This is a genomic window from Borreliella chilensis (genome assembly GCA_000808095.1).
Classification (GTDB): domain Bacteria; phylum Spirochaetota; class Spirochaetia; order Borreliales; family Borreliaceae; genus Borreliella; species Borreliella chilensis.
This window is the reverse complement of sequence record CP009910.1, coordinates 656,290-673,851: the sequence shown is the minus strand read 5'-3', so window position 1 is coordinate 673,851 and position 17,562 is coordinate 656,290. Positions and strand designations below refer to the sequence as shown.

The 17,562-nt window shown below is 26.1% G+C and carries 10 protein-coding genes and 1 tRNA gene; 7 read left to right on the top strand and 4 right to left on the bottom strand.

Annotated elements, in window-relative coordinates; genetic code table 11:
• Positions 1–93 precede the first annotated feature (93 nt).
• Positions 94–1,437: a sodium:proton antiporter gene (locus OY14_03190; protein AJA90428.1), complete on the bottom strand. Its 1,344-nt coding sequence runs from the start codon at positions 1,435–1,437 to the stop codon at positions 94–96.
• 184 nt (positions 1,438–1,621) lie between these two features.
• Positions 1,622–3,058, bottom strand: coding sequence for a glucose-6-phosphate dehydrogenase (locus tag OY14_03185; GenBank protein AJA90427.1), 1,437 nt, complete (start codon positions 3,056–3,058; stop codon positions 1,622–1,624).
• A 130-nt stretch (positions 3,059–3,188) separates the two neighbouring features.
• Here OY14_03185 and OY14_03180 point away from each other — a divergent pair, with 130 nt between their 5' ends.
• The 6 genes from OY14_03180 (at position 3,189) to OY14_03155 (ending at position 13,803) form a co-directional block, all read left to right on the top strand.
• Positions 3,189–4,634: a nicotinate phosphoribosyltransferase gene (locus OY14_03180; GenBank protein ID AJA90426.1), complete on the top strand. Its 1,446-nt coding sequence runs from the start codon at positions 3,189–3,191 to the stop codon at positions 4,632–4,634.
• Positions 4,635–4,637: 3 nt separating this feature from the next.
• Positions 4,638–7,877 (top strand): exodeoxyribonuclease V subunit gamma, encoded by a 3,240-nt coding sequence (locus OY14_03175; GenBank protein ID AJA90425.1) that lies wholly within the window; start codon positions 4,638–4,640, stop codon positions 7,875–7,877.
• 5 nt (positions 7,878–7,882) lie between these two features.
• On the top strand, positions 7,883–11,380 hold the full coding sequence (locus OY14_03170; GenBank protein AJA90424.1) for an exodeoxyribonuclease V subunit beta: 3,498 nt from the start codon (positions 7,883–7,885) through the stop codon (positions 11,378–11,380).
• Between the two features lie 2 nt (positions 11,381–11,382).
• On the top strand, positions 11,383–13,221 hold the full coding sequence (locus OY14_03165) for an exodeoxyribonuclease V subunit alpha (protein AJA90423.1): 1,839 nt from the start codon (positions 11,383–11,385) through the stop codon (positions 13,219–13,221).
• A gap of 37 nt (positions 13,222–13,258) precedes the next feature.
• Positions 13,259–13,332: transfer RNA gene (locus OY14_03160), tRNA-Asp, on the top strand.
• A 153-nt stretch (positions 13,333–13,485) separates the two neighbouring features.
• Positions 13,486–13,803, top strand: a complete 318-nt coding sequence (locus OY14_03155; protein ID AJA90422.1) for a hypothetical protein — start codon at positions 13,486–13,488, stop codon at positions 13,801–13,803.
• Positions 13,804–13,868: 65 nt separating this feature from the next.
• Here OY14_03155 and OY14_03150 read toward each other — a convergent pair whose 3' ends face one another.
• Positions 13,869–14,792 (bottom strand): 1-phosphofructokinase, encoded by a 924-nt coding sequence (locus tag OY14_03150; GenBank protein AJA90421.1) that lies wholly within the window; start codon positions 14,790–14,792, stop codon positions 13,869–13,871.
• 90 nt (positions 14,793–14,882) lie between these two features.
• Here OY14_03150 and OY14_03145 point away from each other — a divergent pair, with 90 nt between their 5' ends.
• Positions 14,883–16,745, top strand: a complete 1,863-nt coding sequence (locus OY14_03145; protein ID AJA90420.1) for a PTS fructose transporter subunit IIA — start codon at positions 14,883–14,885, stop codon at positions 16,743–16,745.
• A 30-nt stretch (positions 16,746–16,775) separates the two neighbouring features.
• Here OY14_03145 and OY14_03140 read toward each other — a convergent pair whose 3' ends face one another.
• A complete protein-coding gene (locus tag OY14_03140; protein ID AJA90419.1) occupies positions 16,776–17,501 on the bottom strand; it encodes a lipoprotein in 726 nt (241 codons plus the stop codon).
• Positions 17,502–17,562 lie beyond the last annotated feature (61 nt).

Below are 17,562 nucleotides of genomic sequence, written 5' to 3'. Positions count from 1 at the left end.
AACCTCCTAAATCATATAATACAATTAAAACCAATTATTCTAAATTAAAACAATAAAAATTGAACAATGAGAATTTTAAAATTCTCAAAGCCTTTATTTTTTAAGGAAATATAAAAAAACCTTTTTTATATCAATTCCAAAAATAGATAAAAGAACAAAAGCTAATAAAAATCCAAAATAAACTAAAAATGGCAAAACGCTAATTGGCGACACAAGTCCATTTGAAAATCCTACTAAAATAATCATTTGAGCACCATAAGGGATAATACCTTGAAAAATACAAGAGAACATATCTAAAATAGAGGCACTTCTTCTAAAACTAATGTTATTTTCAAAAGCTATCCTTTTTGCCACTTTGCCGCAAATAAGTATAGAAATTGTATTATTAGCAAGAAAAACATCAACTATTGAAACAAAAACACCAATAGAAAATTCAGCTGAACTTTTTCCTCTAATCAAAGATTTCAATTTAATAAGCAACCACTTGAAACCTCCATTATGAATAACAGTCAAAGAAACTCCCCCTGTTAAAATTGAAAGAAAAATTAAATCTGCCATATTTAAAAACCCTTGATTAATGTTCTTCATTACATCCAGAAAGTATAAATTACTATATAAAACACTAATAAGACATATAGAAAAAATACCCAAAAAAAGAACTAAAAAAACATTCATCCCAATCAAAGAAAAAAATATAATTATTAAATACGGAACAGTTTTCACCAAATCTATTGAATCTTCATTTAACAAGTTTGTAGCATTAAGCAAATTCCCAGAAAGAAAGAAAAAAGAAAAAAAAGTTAGTATAGCAGATGGAAAAGCATAAAAACTACTACTAATAAAAACATCTAAGATGCTACTACCCTGAGTTCGGCTAGAAACAATAGTTGTATCTGATATTAAAGAAAGATTATCTCCAAACATGGCTCCACACATTACAGATGCTGCTATCAAATTCGGATTAATATCACTTTTAACAGCAATATTAAAAGCAATAGGAGCAATTGCAACAATAGCTCCGACAGAAGTGCCTGCAGAAAAAGAAATCAAACAAGTTATAAAAAATATACCAGAAACAATCCAATTAGTATTAATATATTTAATGCCTAAATTTGCTACAGTTTCAACACAACCTATTTCCTTGCAAAGAGCAGAGAAGGCTCCTGAAAGCATAAAAATAAGACACATTAGTATAATGTCATGCTGAGCAGCCCCTTTAACAAATATATGAATTTTTTCAGAAAATTTGCCTTTAAACGCTAAAAAACAAACAACAGAAGCAAAAAACATTGCAACACTAGCTGGAAGCTGATAAAAAGCCATTTCTATGCCAAGAAACTCTAAATAAATCCCCGTGCCTAAATATATAATAATAAAAACAAAAAAAGGAATAAGCCCAAAAAAATTTGACTGAATTTTTGCTTCAACATTTTCCATATCCATCCCTTTAAATATAGACATTCTTTTTAAAAAAGATTGGTTTATATTCTTTTAATGATAACTCAAATTGATAGTCGATGCATAAACTATTTTAAATAAATACTTTTTACCCCCCACCAATTGGGGATAAAACTCTTATTCTCTTGAAATATTTAAAAGGACTTTTTAAAAAACTGGAAAATTAAATTTTTCGCCAAAAATGATCTTTTTCTAAAATAGAATCTATCTCTTTTGGCCCTTCAGATCCATAAAAATAATTACAAATTTCAACATCTTCCCATTTATTTGCAATGTCTGAAACAAATTCCCAAGAACTTTCAATCTCATCACTTGTAGCATACAACGTACCATCTCCTAAAAAAGCATCTAACAATAAGCGCTCATAAGCCTCATCAAACAATCTTTTAAATGCTCCGTGATATGAAAATTCCATATTAGCAGTTTGAATCTCATAATTATATCCAGGTTTCTTAGTATTAAATTTGATTTCAATTCCATCTCTTGGCTGAATTCTAAATATTAAAGCATTTGAAAAATCAACCGAACTATTGTTAAAAAGAGTAAAGCTTGGTTTTTTAAATTGAATGTATATTTCTGAAAATTTTCTAGCAAGCCCTTTACCGGTTCTAAGATAAAAAGGAACACCGGACCAACGCCAATTATTAATAAACACCTTCATGGCTAAATAAGTCTCAGTATTTGAATTTACCAAAGATTCTGTTTCATCTTTATATCCTTTTTTAAAAACCCCTTGAACTTGTGAGCCTATATATTGTCCTTTAACAATACAATTTTTAACATCATCTTTACTAATCTTTCTCAAACTTTTTAAAACTTTCACTTTCTCATCATGAATAAACTTAGAATCAAATTTAATAGGAGATTCCATTGCAACAAGACTCAATAATTGTAAAATATGATTTTGAACCATATCCTTCAAGGCCCCAACAGAATCGTAATACTCCGCTCTCCCATCAAGACCCAATTCCTCTGCGACTGTAATTTGAACAAAATCCACATAACGATTATTCCAAATATTTTCAAAAATAGAATTACCAAATCTAAATGTAAAAATGTTTTGCACTGTCTCTTTGCCTAAATAGTGATCTATTCTATAAATTTGATCTTCTCTAAAAGCAGAATAAAGCAAACTATTTAATTTTTTTGCTGTCTCAAGGCTAGAACCAAAAGGCTTCTCAAGAACTATTTTTGACAAAGTTAATCTTTCATTTAAAAAAAACTCTTTTAAATGATTAATTATTGGCCCATAAAATATAGGAGACGTCGAAAGATAGTATATTGTTTCTCGATTTTTATCTAAAAATTTAGATAATTTTACATAAGGCTCCTTTTCATTAAAATCACCAGGTATATAAATAAAGAAATTCAAAAAAATTTCAATCAAAGAATCGGTTTCTTCCTGCCATAAAGAATCTTTAATGTATGATCTAAATTCTTTATCTGTAAAAATTTTGCGAGAAAAACCAATAACCCTAAAATTACTAATATATCTATTTTTAAACAAATTAAAAATAGAAGGAATAAGCTTTCTCCTAGATAAATTGCCAGTAACTCCAAAAATTACAATATCAAAATTAGAAACATTCTTTTCTACCATAGAATTTTGCCCAATTTAATCAATTTGTTATATATTACAAAAAAATATTAATAAATAAAATCAAAAAATATAATTACGCTTAGATTAAATACCATTTTTTTACAAACAAAACTAGTATATAATAAGGAGAATGAAAAATCTATCACTATTTACAGATTTTTATGAAATTTCAATGATGAATGCTTACTTTATAAAAGGCATCAATCCTAAAGCAAAATTTGAAGTTTTTTTTAGAAAAACACCGTTTAAAAACGGCTATATTGTTTTAGCTGGGATTCATACATTAATTAATGAATTAAAAAAGATTAATTTTAATGAAAATGAAATTAAATATTTAAAAAGCTTGAATATGTTAGACAAAAAATTTTTAAACTTTCTCAGAGAATTTAAACTAAACATAAAAATAAGCTCAATAGAAGAGGGTCGACTAGTTTTTCCTTATACACCAATAGTCATAATTGAAGGAAATCTAATAGAATTGCTATTAATAGAAGGGCTGGTTTTAAATATAATAAACTTTGAAAGTTTAATAGCAACAAAAACAGCTAGAATAAAAGAATCTGGTGCAAAAATTTTAGCAGAATTTGGATTAAGAAGAGCACAAGGAATAAATGGCGCTCTTTCTGCTAGCAAAGCCGCCTACATAGGAGGATCAGACTTCACAAGCAACATGCTTGCTGGATACAAATATAATATACCAGTCACAGGAACTATGAGCCATAGTTGGATAATGAGCTTTGAAAACGAAGAACAAGCATTCAGAGAATACGTAAAAACATATCCAAACAAAGTAAGTTTACTAATTGATACTTATGATACACTTAACAGCGGATTAAAAAACGCCATTAAAATATTTAAAGAACTAAAACAAAACAAAAATAATAATTTTTCAATAAGAATTGACAGTGGAGATCTTGAATATCTAAGCAAAGCAGCAAGAAAAGAATTGGACCTAAATGGATTAAATAACGTAAAAATTATTGCATCTAATGAACTTGACGAGAATATTATTATGTATTTAAATTCAATAAATGCTCCAATTGATATTTGGGGAGTTGGAACAAATCTGGTTACAGCAAAAGGAGACCCAAATCTCTCGGGAGTATATAAAATGATTTCTATAGAAAAAAATGGGGAATTTATACCGAAAATGAAAATATCAAATAATACAGAAAAATCAACATTACCTGCCCAAAAAGAACTTGTAAGAATTTACTCAAATGGTCAAATGAGCTTTGATCTTATCTTTCTAAAAGAAGAAAAAGATAAAATCAAAGCTCATCTAGCTTCAAGAAAAGAACTTACCATTTTTCATCCAATACAAGAGAACGTTTTCAAGACCATTAAACAATATGATGATTTTGAATTTCTAATTCACAATATCTTGGAAAATGGGAAACTTTGCAAAGGATATGAGTCCAATCTGGACAATATTAGAAATAAAACCAAATTTGACTTAAGCAAGCTTGAACATACATACAAAAGAATAATTAATCCACACATATATAAAGTTAGCATCAGTAAAAACTTAAGAAAACTGAGAAACAAGCTTATAAAGAATAATAAAAGCAATTAATCTGTGAATATATATAAAACTAACAAAGTAAGCAAAATTTATAATAAAATTAAAGAATTAACTCAAAACGATAATATCTTCAAGAAAGAAACATTGATTGTAGTAAAAAATGATCTTCTAAAAGACGAAATTAAAAAAACTATAGCAAAACTGAGTGAAATTTCTTATAATCTAAATATTAAAAAAAATGCTATAAAAAGCATATACGAAATTTCTTTAAAAAATCCCAACATAAAAAAATACATAGAAAAGAACACTTTTCCATTTTATTTGGAAACAGAAAAATTTATATTATACAATATATTAAAAACTGAAAAACTAAAAAACACACAAGATTTCAAATCAACAAAAAATAGATACTTTTTTGCATCAAAAATAATAGATTTATTTCACCAATATTACTCAAAATTTTCAAAATTAATTGAAACCTGGGAAGAAGATGGATTTTTATTCCAAGAAGAAAATTTAAAGCCCTACGAAAATATGCAAAAAGAACTATTTAAAAAGCTTTTTGAAAAGCAAAAAAACATTTTAAATTTACATAAAAAAATAATGCAGGAAAAACCAAAAAAAAATAGAGAAATTGAAATTAAAAAAATAATATTTATTGGCAACAATAAAGAGCTTGAGAAAAAAGCTCTTAACTCTTTAGAAAAAATTTTTGATATTAAAGTGTACATGTTAATTTTTGAAGATTTGTTTAACTATAAATCCAATCTTGTTAAAGAATTACTTTTAACAACAGAAAAAAACAATCCTATAAAATATCAAGCCTTAGAAAAAGTAGATATTGAATTATTTAAAGGTAAAAATTTTTTAACAAGTATTAAAAATAACATTATAGCAAAAACTCCACTTTCAAAATTAGATGATAGCTTTAAAATAATAGAAGCTAAAAATCAAAAACGTGAAGTAGAAATTTTGACAAATCAAATAGTACACTCTATACAAAAAAACAACCTAAAATTAAACGAAATAACAATAACTTGCTTGCAAGAAAAATTTAATGAATATTTGCCACATATAGAAGAGTGCCTAAATAAATATGGTATTGAATATAGCCTTCTATGCTATAACAATTTGTCAAAAGGAGAAAGCATAATAGCCTTAAAAAGATTAATGGATCTTTTTATATCAAAAACCGGAACAATTAGCAATTTCAGCAGAAAAGAAATATTTAATCTGATAAGTAACAATAAAGTAATGAAAAAATTTCATATATCAACATCTGAATTAAACTATTTAATAGAATTTAGCGATGCAATGAACATTAGTTATGGTGCAAATAATACCCACAAAGAAAATCTAAAGTACGATCAAAACTTATTAAACTCATGGGAAGATGGATTTAATCGATTTTTAATGTCTGAAATATTTGACGAAAAATACGAAGGAGAAATTCAAAAAGAAAGCATAAAATTTCAAGATCAAGAATCAATAATAAAACTTATAACAATAGTAAAAAGTTTATATGAAGATATAAACTTTTTTAAAAATAAAGCGTACAAAGTATATGAATGGGCAGAAATAATAGAAATTTTTATTCAAAAATATATTGATCTTGAAGAATTTAATACAACTGATGAATACTTAAAAAATAAAATAAAATCCTTTAAAAATTTTCCAAAAGACTTGAATGACAATCTTTGCAAAACCTATTTAAAAGAAATTAATGAACTAAAAATCGAATTTTATCTTTTTAAGATTATGCTTGAAGAAAGTCTTGAGAAAGAAAAATCTGGAGTAATGTATAATAAAAATGGAATATTAATTGCAAATTACAAAGAAATAGAATATCTTCAAAAAAAAGAAATTCATTTTTTAGGATTTCAAAACTTCAACTCTAAAATCAATTATGATAATATGAATTTATTAAATGAATATTATGAATACGAGAACATCGAAAAAGAGGCCATCACAACTCTTTTTAATTTAATTTTTGCAACATCAGACAAGTTTTACCTTTACTATTCATTTCAAGACAATCTAAACTTAGAAATTAATCAATCAAAAGCAATAAACAAAATATTAGATCACATACAAAAATATGAAAAAAATTTTCAAATCGAGAAACATCCTAACGAAAATTATGACTTAAAATATTTTAAAGACACAAAAGAAAACAACTTAATAAACTACGATTTAGAAGCTTTTAATATCGCAAAAATACTACAAAGCTCTAAGCCAATTAAGTTCAAACAAAATAAAATTCAACTAGAAAGCCCAATTAAAATAAATTTGTATGAACTAAAAAAAGCTCTTTCTAATCCTTACAAACATTTTTATGAAAAAACTTTAAACGTTAAAATACAAGACATAAGTTTGGAAAACGAAATCAAAGAAAAACAAGAAGAACAAATCTTCAATGCTAGTGAGATTGTTTACAGATTTATAAAAAACTCAACACCGCTACATGAATACATAATGGAATCAAAAGCTGATGAGAGTAAGGCAATAGAAGTAATTAAACAAAACATTAGATATGAAATACAACAAGGAAATATTCCTTTTAACATAGATCAAAAAAAAACCATAAATCACATCTTTAAGAGAATAAATAAATTAAAACACAACACTACTAAAAGTCTAAAAGCCCTCTCAACAATGACAAAAACCAAAGTTAAATTTTGTCAAACAATAAAAATCAAATTCCAAAAAAAACTAATAGAATTTGAATTTAAAAATGATATTGATAATATATATAAAATCGAAAACGATTATTTTTATTTAAATTTTGTAAAAAAAGACTATAGTAGCATCCCAGACAAAATAAAAAATGAAATAGATCTATATATAATAGGACTGTTAATAAAAAAAGAAATACAAAATTTCAATTCATTAACAGAAGTAAAAATTAATCTTGAAAGCTTATCTGCAAAAACAACTATTGGATATCACTACAAAGAAATAATACTTGATGACATTGAAAATATGCTTATGCAATTTGCATACATATCAAGTTATCCAACTCCAATTTACCAAAACTCAATAATTAAAATTTTGACAAAAACAAATCAAAAGAATTTTTCAAATTGTTTTAAGAATTTCATAAAAATGCAAATAAAAAATCCAACTAAAGCCTATTCCACAAGCATAGCACACGAAAGATTTTTAAAAACTAACGAAATAACATTTTGCGACTACTATAACCGATTTAAAGACACTCATAATTTAAAACTAGACAAAAATTTACTAGTATTGATAGAAAAATTTTACATTAAATTTATAAAGGGAAAAAATTAAAATTTATGAATAAAATTCTAGAAAAAATTAAAAATAATACATCAATACTAATAGAAGCATCGGCAGGAACTGGTAAAACTCACATACTTGAAAATGTGGTTATAAATTTAATGGCAAATAAACTATACTCCATAAATGAAATTTTGGTATTAACTTTTACAAAAAAAGCTACAGAAGAAATGCACACAAGAATACTCAAAGCAATAGAAAATGCTTATATTAACTCAAAAACAAATGAAATTCTAAAAGAAGCTTATGAGCAATCAAAAAAACTCTTTATATCAACAATTAATAAATTTGCATTACATGCATTAAATAATTTTCAAATTGAAACAGAAAATTACTCCAAATATAAACCTAAAGAAAAATTTACAAAAGAAATAGACGAAATAATCTATGACTTTTTAAGAAAATCAGATAAATTAATTCAAGCCCTTGATATTAAGGATTACGAATTCAAAGTGTTTAAATCTGATGCTAAAAAAACAGAAGAAATTGTTTTAAAAATAAAAAAAGCTTACGAAAGAGATGCAACTCAAGAACTTGGAGATTGGCTTAACAAACAAACATCATTTGAAAGAGTTCTTCTAAAAAAGACAGAGTTAACAAAAGATTACAATAAAATAATAGAAAACTTAGAAAAAATGACCGCAGATGAAATACTAGGTTTTTATAATAAACATATTCAAACTGGCAAACTTGAAATAGAATATTCTAAAGAAAATGACATATTTAAAATAACAGAAATATTATTAAAAAATAAATTTTTTTCAACTCTAATAGAAAAAGAAACTAAAAAAAATATTAAATTGCTACCTAAAGAACTTAAGATCAAAAATGATTTAATCCATCTGGGAATGAATATTAAACATGAGAAATATAAATCAGAAGACAATAGAAATAAAAATAGAAACAATTTAAAGCAATACGTCATTTTAAAAGTGGAATACAAAATACTAAAGTATATAGAAAAAGAACTAGAAAAAATTATTAAATCAACAAACATAATAGATCAAAATTACATAATTTTAAATTTAAAAAATTATTTAAAATCAGCAGATAAAAAACTTTTAAATGCAATCAAAAATCGATATAAAATCATTTTAATTGATGAAGCACAAGACTTAAGCTTAGCACAAATAGAGATATTCAAAATATTAAAATCGGCAGGAATAAAGTTGATATTCATAGCAGATCCCAAACAAATAATATATTCTTTTAGAAAAGCCGACATCTCATTTTATAATAAAGAAATAAAAAATAAAATCAACAAAGACGCTAAAATTGTACTGCAAACAAATCACAGATCAAGTAAAAAACTTATTAAACCTTTAAATAAAATTTTTAATAATATATACAATACTGCAGTAGTTGATGAAGTTGAAAGAATTGAATTTACAAATTCAATTCCAAGTCATAAAAATGATAAAAATAACATTTTTATAAATGGACAAGAAATAGAAGGGATCAATATAATAAATGCAAATACCGAAAACGAAGAAGATATTTACCAAAAAACAGCATTAACAATAAAATACTTACTTACAAATGGAACAATTGTTGAAAATAATAAGATTAGAAATATTAAAATGAAAGACATTAAAGTACTTTGTAGAGGAAAAAATGAAATCAATTTAATTGATAAAGCATTAAAAAAAGAACAAATCCAAACAAACAAAACTCAAGAAAAATTTTTTAAAACCAAAGAATTTAACGACATTTTCTATATTCTTAAATGTTTAGATCGAAAACAAAGTTTTAAAAATTTAAATTACATTCTAAACAGTAAAATACTAAATATACCGTGGAATTTGCAAAGAATTTTAATCAAACAAGAAAAAATTCATCTAATAGAAGAATTTATTGACAATATAACGGTTTTGCTTGAAAAAAATGAAATAACATTAATAAATGCAATTAACAAAATCATATTGGAAAAAACCTTGTGGATCAAAATTGCAAATATTACCAAAGATCAAAAAATTATTGAATGGGCAAAAAATAAAATCAATTACAAAGGCCTTCTCATTAAAGAGGGTAAGTTTGAAAACTTAAAAACCCATGAAACAGTCCTTGAGAATATCTCTAAAATATATCATAAAGAACAAAGCTTACAATCTCTAATCTCTACTTTAGAAAGTCTAATAATAAACGAAGAGTCCGAAGAAATAGAAGAAAATAGCAATACCATAAATAATGAATCTATAGAGCTGATGACAATACACAAATCAAAAGGGCTTAGCATGAATATCGTATTTTTAATCAATACATCTCCAATAGGAAGTAGTAATGTTTTTTCAAAAAAAAATTATTTTTACAAATTTTATAAGGATGGAAACATTGAATATGATTTTTTCAAATTAGAAGAAAATAAAAAATATGCGAAACTAAAAATGATAAGTGAAGAAAAAAATATATTTTATGTGGGAGCAACAAGAGCTAAATTTGCTATTTTTATTACAAAAATAAATAGCATAACTAGCAAATTATTAGAAATGGCAAAAATTTTTACTATCGATAAAATCAAACATGACTTTAACATATATGAATTTATTAGCCAAAAAAATTTCAATAAAAAAAAGAACAATGCAAATGTACATGCTAAACTAATCCCACCAAAGCCAATAATTAAAAATATGTTTAAAAAAGAATATACATCTAGTTTTTCAAGCCTAACAGCACAAGCTCATCATACAACATTTTATGAAGATTATGATTTTAAAAATATTGGCTACGAAAAAGAAGCTGAGCTTGATGACGATTCTATACTAGAAGAGACTTTACCTAAAGGAAAAGATAGTGGAAACATTTTGCATGCTTCAATGGAAAAAATAATCTTTAGTACAGCAAGAGATACATTTGATAATTTTAAAAAAAATAACATTGAAACTATTGAAAAACAAATAAAAAAAATCAACTCAAATCTCAATACAGTAGAAATACAAAATTCATTAACTAAAATGATTTATAATATACTAACTTATAAAATAAGAGCAATTAATACTCGTCTGTGTGATATTGAAGAACTGCAAAAAGAAATGGAATTTTTAATCAAAATAAATCCTGATTTTCAAAAACAAAAACATCTTTTTGAAAATCACTTTAAAGATCTTCACATAAAGTTAAATGATGGGTATTTAAAAGGAATAGTAGATCTAATATTTAAAGCTAATAATAAAATATATATCCTAGATTACAAAACAAACTATCTTGGAAAAGATAAAGATGACTATAATGTAAAAAATTTAGAACATATAATAAAAAAAGAATATTATGATTTGCAATACAAAATATATGTGCTTGGAATGAAAAAAATATTATTTAAAGACAAAAAAGAATATAACCAAAAATTTGGCGGAGTAATATATCTTTTTACAAGAGCATTTAAAGATAATATTGAATGCTTGCAATCAAAATTTGAAAATGGTATTTATTTTGATCTTCCAAAATTCAATGACATAGATTTAGATAAAATTATTTTAGAATTAAGTATTAAAAGGTGACTATGAGAGATTTTTTGGTATTAAGAGAATTTTTAAAAGACAAAAATAAAAAATTCTTAACTCCCGAGCTTAAATTTTATCAAATAATTGAACTTTTAAATATCAATAAAAAAAATTACTATAAAGCACAAACGCTTACAAAGTCCATAAATAATGAACATATTACAATATTTTTAATATTTTTATTTAACTACTTTGATAAAGGGCATTTAAGAGCTAATATAAATTTATTAGCAAAAGATATTCAAAATACCATAACATTCACAAAAGATAATCTAGAAAAAAACACCAAAATTTACAACAAAGCAATAAAAATGCTAAAAGAACTAGAAATATTTGGAAACCTAAACACTATCAAAAATATAATACCACTTTTAAAGAGAAACAACATATTAATGGAATTAAATAAGCTTAAAATTACAACTCCATTAATACTAGAAAATAATATTTACATTTATACTCAAAAAAACTACAGAGAAGAAGAAGAGTTAATAACACAAATTACAAAAAGATTAGAAAACAATAAAAGTGAATTAAATGACAACGAAATAAATAATATAATATCAAATTTTAACACCAATAATTTAAATAAAGAACAAATTACATCTGTTAAAAAGGCATTAAAAAGTAACTTCTTTTTATTAAGCGGTGGCCCTGGAACAGGTAAGACTACAACTATTAACTATATATTAAAGGCAATTAATACAACATTAAATAGTAATAGTAAAAAAAAAGGATTAATAGCTATTACAGCGCCTACAGGAAAAGCTAGCCTAAGGTTACAAACAAGCATAGACTACTCATTCAAAAATTTGGAAATAGAATGCAGTACCATCCAAAAACTATTGGGAATTAAATTTATAAACAAAAAAAATATATACGATGAGGAAAATCAACTAAATTTTAATGTAATAATAATCGATGAAGCTTCAATGGTAGATGCATATACATTTTTAAAGCTATTAAAAGCAATCCCAATAACTACTAAATTAATAATAGTAGGAGATAAAAATCAACTCCCATCGATAAATGAAGGAAATGTATATTCAAGCCTTCTAGAAATACAAAAAATAAATAGTGATAATGTAGAAGATCTTAAAGAAAATTTTAGGAGCAACAAAGAAATAAATTTACTCTCAAAAGCTATATATAAAGAAGACAGCTCCTTGATCTGTAAATACATTAATAACAATAAAAACATCCAATTAAAAGAAATAGAAAAAATAAATTTAAAAAAAGATTTAATAGAATATACAAACAATTTATATAGAAAAATACCCGTTTTTAATCTTAAATTACTAAAAGAATCAAAAATTGAAACAATACTTGAAACTCTACTTGAAAATATAATTTTAAGTTCAAAAAATTTTGGAAAATTTGGAACTAAAACACTAAATGAAATAATAAAAACACATCTAAAAAAGATCTACGGAAACTTAATCGGTCAAATAATAATGATAACCAAAACTGACTATAAAAATAAATTATTTAATGGAGAACGGGGTATAATTTTTAACGAAAATTCCAAATTTTATGCTTTATTCCAAAGAAAAGATGAAAAATATAAAAAAATAAATTTAGATTTACTAACACATTATGAATTTAGCTTTGCTACAACAATACACAAAAGCCAAGGATCTGAATACAAACATATAAAAGTAATATTAGAAAATAACCCCTTTTTGACAAAAGAACTTATGTATACTGCAATAACAAGAGCTAAAGATAGCTTAGAAATAATTTCTAACAAAAAGACTATTCTTACACTAAGCAAAAAATCTGGTAAAAGAGATTCAAAAATATTAGAACGCTTAAACTCATTTAAAGAAATTGACAAATAAATTAAAAACTAATATAATCTTTAAAAAGAATGCCTTTGGGGGCGTAGTTCAGATGGTTAGAACGCCTGCCTGTCACGCAGGAGGTCGCGGGTTCGAGACCCGTCGCTCCCGATGATAAATTTTACACTCTATTATGGCAGCAGCTATTCTTAGAAAATCTATTATTGCTATTAACAGGTTTTGAATAATAAAAAGTTACAAATGTATAATTTAAAAACAATAATTTAACTAATTAAAAAATAAAACCTATAAGGAGAAGGTAAAATGAATTTACAAAAATACATATTTTTTACTGCTTTAATATTGATCTCAACATCTGTTTTTGCACAAACTAGCACTACAACAAAAGGAAATATAATTCCAAATGGAAACTTAAGTCAATTTGGAATAGAAGAGATTTGTCCAATATGTGGATATGCTAACTGTGTTTGCAATGATCAAACTACAGAAATCGCTGCAAAAATCACTCAATCAAGTACAATAACAGGCCTACTTGCAATTACAGCCATAATTACATTATTGACAGTTGTAGGATTAGCTTTAGCAACAAACAAATTGTATAAATTAAAATTAAAAATTTAGGAACAATAAATACTGTAGCTTTTTTAAAGCTACAGTAAAATTCCAAATCAACTCTATTTAAAACATTAAAAAGTACAAATATTTTCAACCCTAATCTCACAAAGCATCTTTTTAACATCTTGAAATTCACAAAGATTACCTTTTAATGCAGTAGCCGTACCGGCTGCAATACCAAATTTAAACGAATCTTCCAAAGTATTTCTATTATCAAAAGCATATACAAATCCCGCAACTACAGAATCTCCTGCCCCAATAGTGCTAACAGAAGTAATCTTTGGAACAAAGGCCCTAAAAGCAACATTTTTATTGCTAATAAAAATAGCTCCATCACTTCCCATGGAAATTATAATATTTTGAACCCCACTTTCTACAAGATTTCTCCCAATTTTAATCAATTCTTTTGTAGAATTAAATTTAGTATTAAAAAGACCTTCAAGTTCATAAATATTAGGTTTTATTAAAAAGGGATTTAATCTAAGAACTTCTTTCAAAGGTTTTCCACTAGTATCAATAATAAGCCTAACATCACTAGAAATGTTATCAGCTATCTGATTGTATGCGTTTGCACCCAAAGATGCAGGAATGCTTCCAGACATTACCAATATGCTATCATTTTTTAAACTTTTAAGCCTATCTTTCAAAACTTTAAATTCATCATCGGAAATATCTGGAGAATTTGCATTAATTTCTGTCTCTTTACCATTCGCTATCATTTTAATATTCAATCTTGTGTCATATTTTATTTTAATAAAATCGCTTTTGATACCCTTAAAATCAAGAGAAAGTCTTATATAATCGCCTGTAAAGCCTCCCAAAAATCCAAGCGCTGTGCTAGACTTTCCCAAATTTTTAAGAACAGTGCTTACATTTATTCCCTTGCCACCAGCAAAAAAATTGTTATTTAAAGTATAATTAAGGCTTTCTTCCTGAAATTCTTTTAAAACTATTTTATAATCCACAGAAGGGTTAAGTGTTAGAGTATATATCAAGTTTAATCTCCTTTGATTGATAAAATCAATTAAATAAATGTAAAATTTAACAAATATATATACACTATATAATATATAAAGGTGATTATTATGCAAAATTTATTTTCAAAAAACTTGATTGTTTTAAATTATAATGCAACTAGCAAAGAAGATGTAATTAGAAAAATGGCTAATATGCTCAATGAAAATGGATACTTAAATGACATGGAAGAATTCATAAAAGAAATTAAAAAAAGAGAAGAAATTAACGGAACAGGCATTGAAGAGCATATAGCAATGCCCCATGCAAAAGGCAATTTCATTAAAAAACATGGAATTGCTATTTTAAGAGTCGAGGGTAATGGATTTGATTTCAACTCTTCTGATCAAAAACTTTCAAAACTGTTTTTTATGATGGCTCTTCCAGAAGAAACTCCCAGCAACGCTCACATAAAAGCAATATCTTATCTAAGTAATACTTTTAGCAATAATTCATTAAGACATGAACTTATGAACACAAATAATAAAGACAAATTCTTAGAAATCATTGTAAGCAATAATAATATAAATGAATCTAATAATTTACATACAAAAAAAGACTTCATTCTTGCCGTAACAGCATGTCCTGTGGGAATAGCTCACACTTATATGGCAGCAGAAAGCTTGAAAAAAGCAGCTTTGGAATTAAACATAAACATAAAAGTAGAAACAAATGGATCTAGTGGAACTGAAAACCCAATAACAACAGAAGAGATAAAAAAGGCAAAGGGAATCATTATTGCATCTGGTAAGACTATCGATAAAGAAAGATTTAATGGAAAGCCTTTAATTGAAGTAGGAGTAAAAGACGGCATACACAAAGCAAAAGAACTTATTCAAATAATTCTTAAAAACGAAGCACTAATTTACAAAAGCAACACAAATACAACCAACAGAAACCTTAAACAAAACCAAAGAGTAGGAATTTATAAACACCTAATGAATGGGGTGTCATTTATGCTTCCATTTGTAGTCTCAGGGGGAATAATAATAGCAATATCATTTATGTTTGGAATCAAAGCATTTGATATAAACGATCCAAGCTATAACAAAATAGCAGATATTTTAATGCAAATAGGTGGTGGAAGCGCATTTGCTTTAATGATCCCAATACTTGCTGGCTATATTTCATTTAGCATAGCAGAAAGACCAGGACTTGCACCTGGAATGATTACTGGATTCATGGTGAGCAATGGAAATGCGGGATTTTTAGGAGGTATCTTAGCAGGATTTATTTCAGGATATGTTACACTGATTGTAAAAAAAATATCTGACAAAATAGTCCCTGGCAACTTAAAGGGTATAAATCCAGTACTAGCTTACCCTTTTTTCTCAGTTCTAATTTCAGGAATTTTAATATATACAATACTCAGTCCAATATCATTTATTAATAAATCAATAACAGACATACTAAATCAACTCAGCGGAACTAATATGGCAATACTTGGCGCTTTGCTTGGAGGAATGATGGCAATAGATATGGGAGGGCCCGTAAATAAAGCTGCATACGCATTTGGAATTGCAATGATAACTGCAAAAAATTATACTCCCCATGCAAGCATAATGGCAGGAGGAATGGTGCCTCCCATAGGAATTGCTCTTGCTACAAGTTTGTTTAAAAACAGATTCTCAAAAGAAGAAAGAGAATCTGGAAAAGTTTGCTATTTTCTAGGAGCATGTTTTATTACAGAAGGAGTAATTCCATTCGCAGCATCAGACCCTTTAAGAGTAATACCTGCATGCATACTAGGTTCATCTGTAGGGGGATTTATCTCTGCACTTTTCAAGGTAGAAATTATAGCACCACATGGTGGGATATTCATTCTACCAATAGTAGCAAACCCATTAATGTGGATAATATCCATCTTATTAGGATCAATAATAACAGCTGTTTTAATAGGAATCTTTAAAAAAGAATATAATTCAAGAATATAAACTTATACGTTTATATTCTTGAATTTCTAATCAATAAACTAATCTAAGTTTTATTGGTGTTTCAAGACTTAATCCTTTAACCATGTCTATTTCAAACTTCAGTGTGTTTGAATCAATCTGCTTGAATCCAAATTGTTCTTGAATATTCCTAGAAGTCTTAACTGTAAGATTAAGTTTTGAATTGTCAATAAGCTCACTTGCTTTGGAAGTAAAATCAGATAAAAAATACACCAAAACATCTTTATATTCTTTTGAAGACATTGGAATCTCATCCGATGGTAAAAGAGCTGCAAGCGCATCACTAATATACTCTTTATTTTCATTAATATTCTTAGTAGCATTTTCCAAATTAATGTCAAGATCAATAATATTCTTACCACCTCTTTTTTCTATCCTAAACACAGGCATATTGGATTTTTCCATATAACCACTTAAAGTTTTAATTAAATTATCAAACTTAACAACTAAATTAATAGAATCCCCTTGAGTTTTAATACTTAAAAGCTTAAGTCCAGACTTCTCCCCCTCATTTCTAAAATACTTTTTTATTTCTTCTACAGGAAAAAGAGACATATTTGCAACTTCTCCCCCCACCAAAGTTGTTAAGAGTTCTTTTCTAATTTTTTCAAATTCTCCATTAACATTGACAACCATTGAAATAATACCACTAAAATCATCTCTTAACTCGATTTCAACATTAGAACTACAAGCAAAAAAAATAAACAAAAACCCTAAGCTGAAAAGCCATTTTCTCATAATAAACTCCTAACCAATATACAGCTAAAAACTATTATAATAGAATATATAACTATAAAGC

Bases quoted from the DNA above. Each gene is read 5' to 3' on its own strand.
- OY14_03190 (AJA90428.1), bottom strand. From the start codon at position 1,437: ATGGAAAATGTTGAAGCAAAAATTCAGTCAAATTTTTTTGGGCTTATT.
- OY14_03185 (AJA90427.1), bottom strand. From the start codon at position 3,058: ATGGTAGAAAAGAATGTTTCTAATTTTGATATTGTAATTTTTGGAGTT.
- OY14_03180 (AJA90426.1), top strand. From the start codon at position 3,189: ATGAAAAATCTATCACTATTTACAGATTTTTATGAAATTTCAATGATG.
- OY14_03170 (AJA90424.1), top strand. From the start codon at position 7,883: ATGAATAAAATTCTAGAAAAAATTAAAAATAATACATCAATACTAATA.
- OY14_03165 (AJA90423.1), top strand. From the start codon at position 11,383: ATGAGAGATTTTTTGGTATTAAGAGAATTTTTAAAAGACAAAAATAAA.
- OY14_03155 (AJA90422.1), top strand. From the start codon at position 13,486: ATGAATTTACAAAAATACATATTTTTTACTGCTTTAATATTGATCTCA.
- OY14_03145 (AJA90420.1), top strand. From the start codon at position 14,883: ATGCAAAATTTATTTTCAAAAAACTTGATTGTTTTAAATTATAATGCA.
- OY14_03140 (AJA90419.1), bottom strand. From the start codon at position 17,501: ATGAGAAAATGGCTTTTCAGCTTAGGGTTTTTGTTTATTTTTTTTGCT.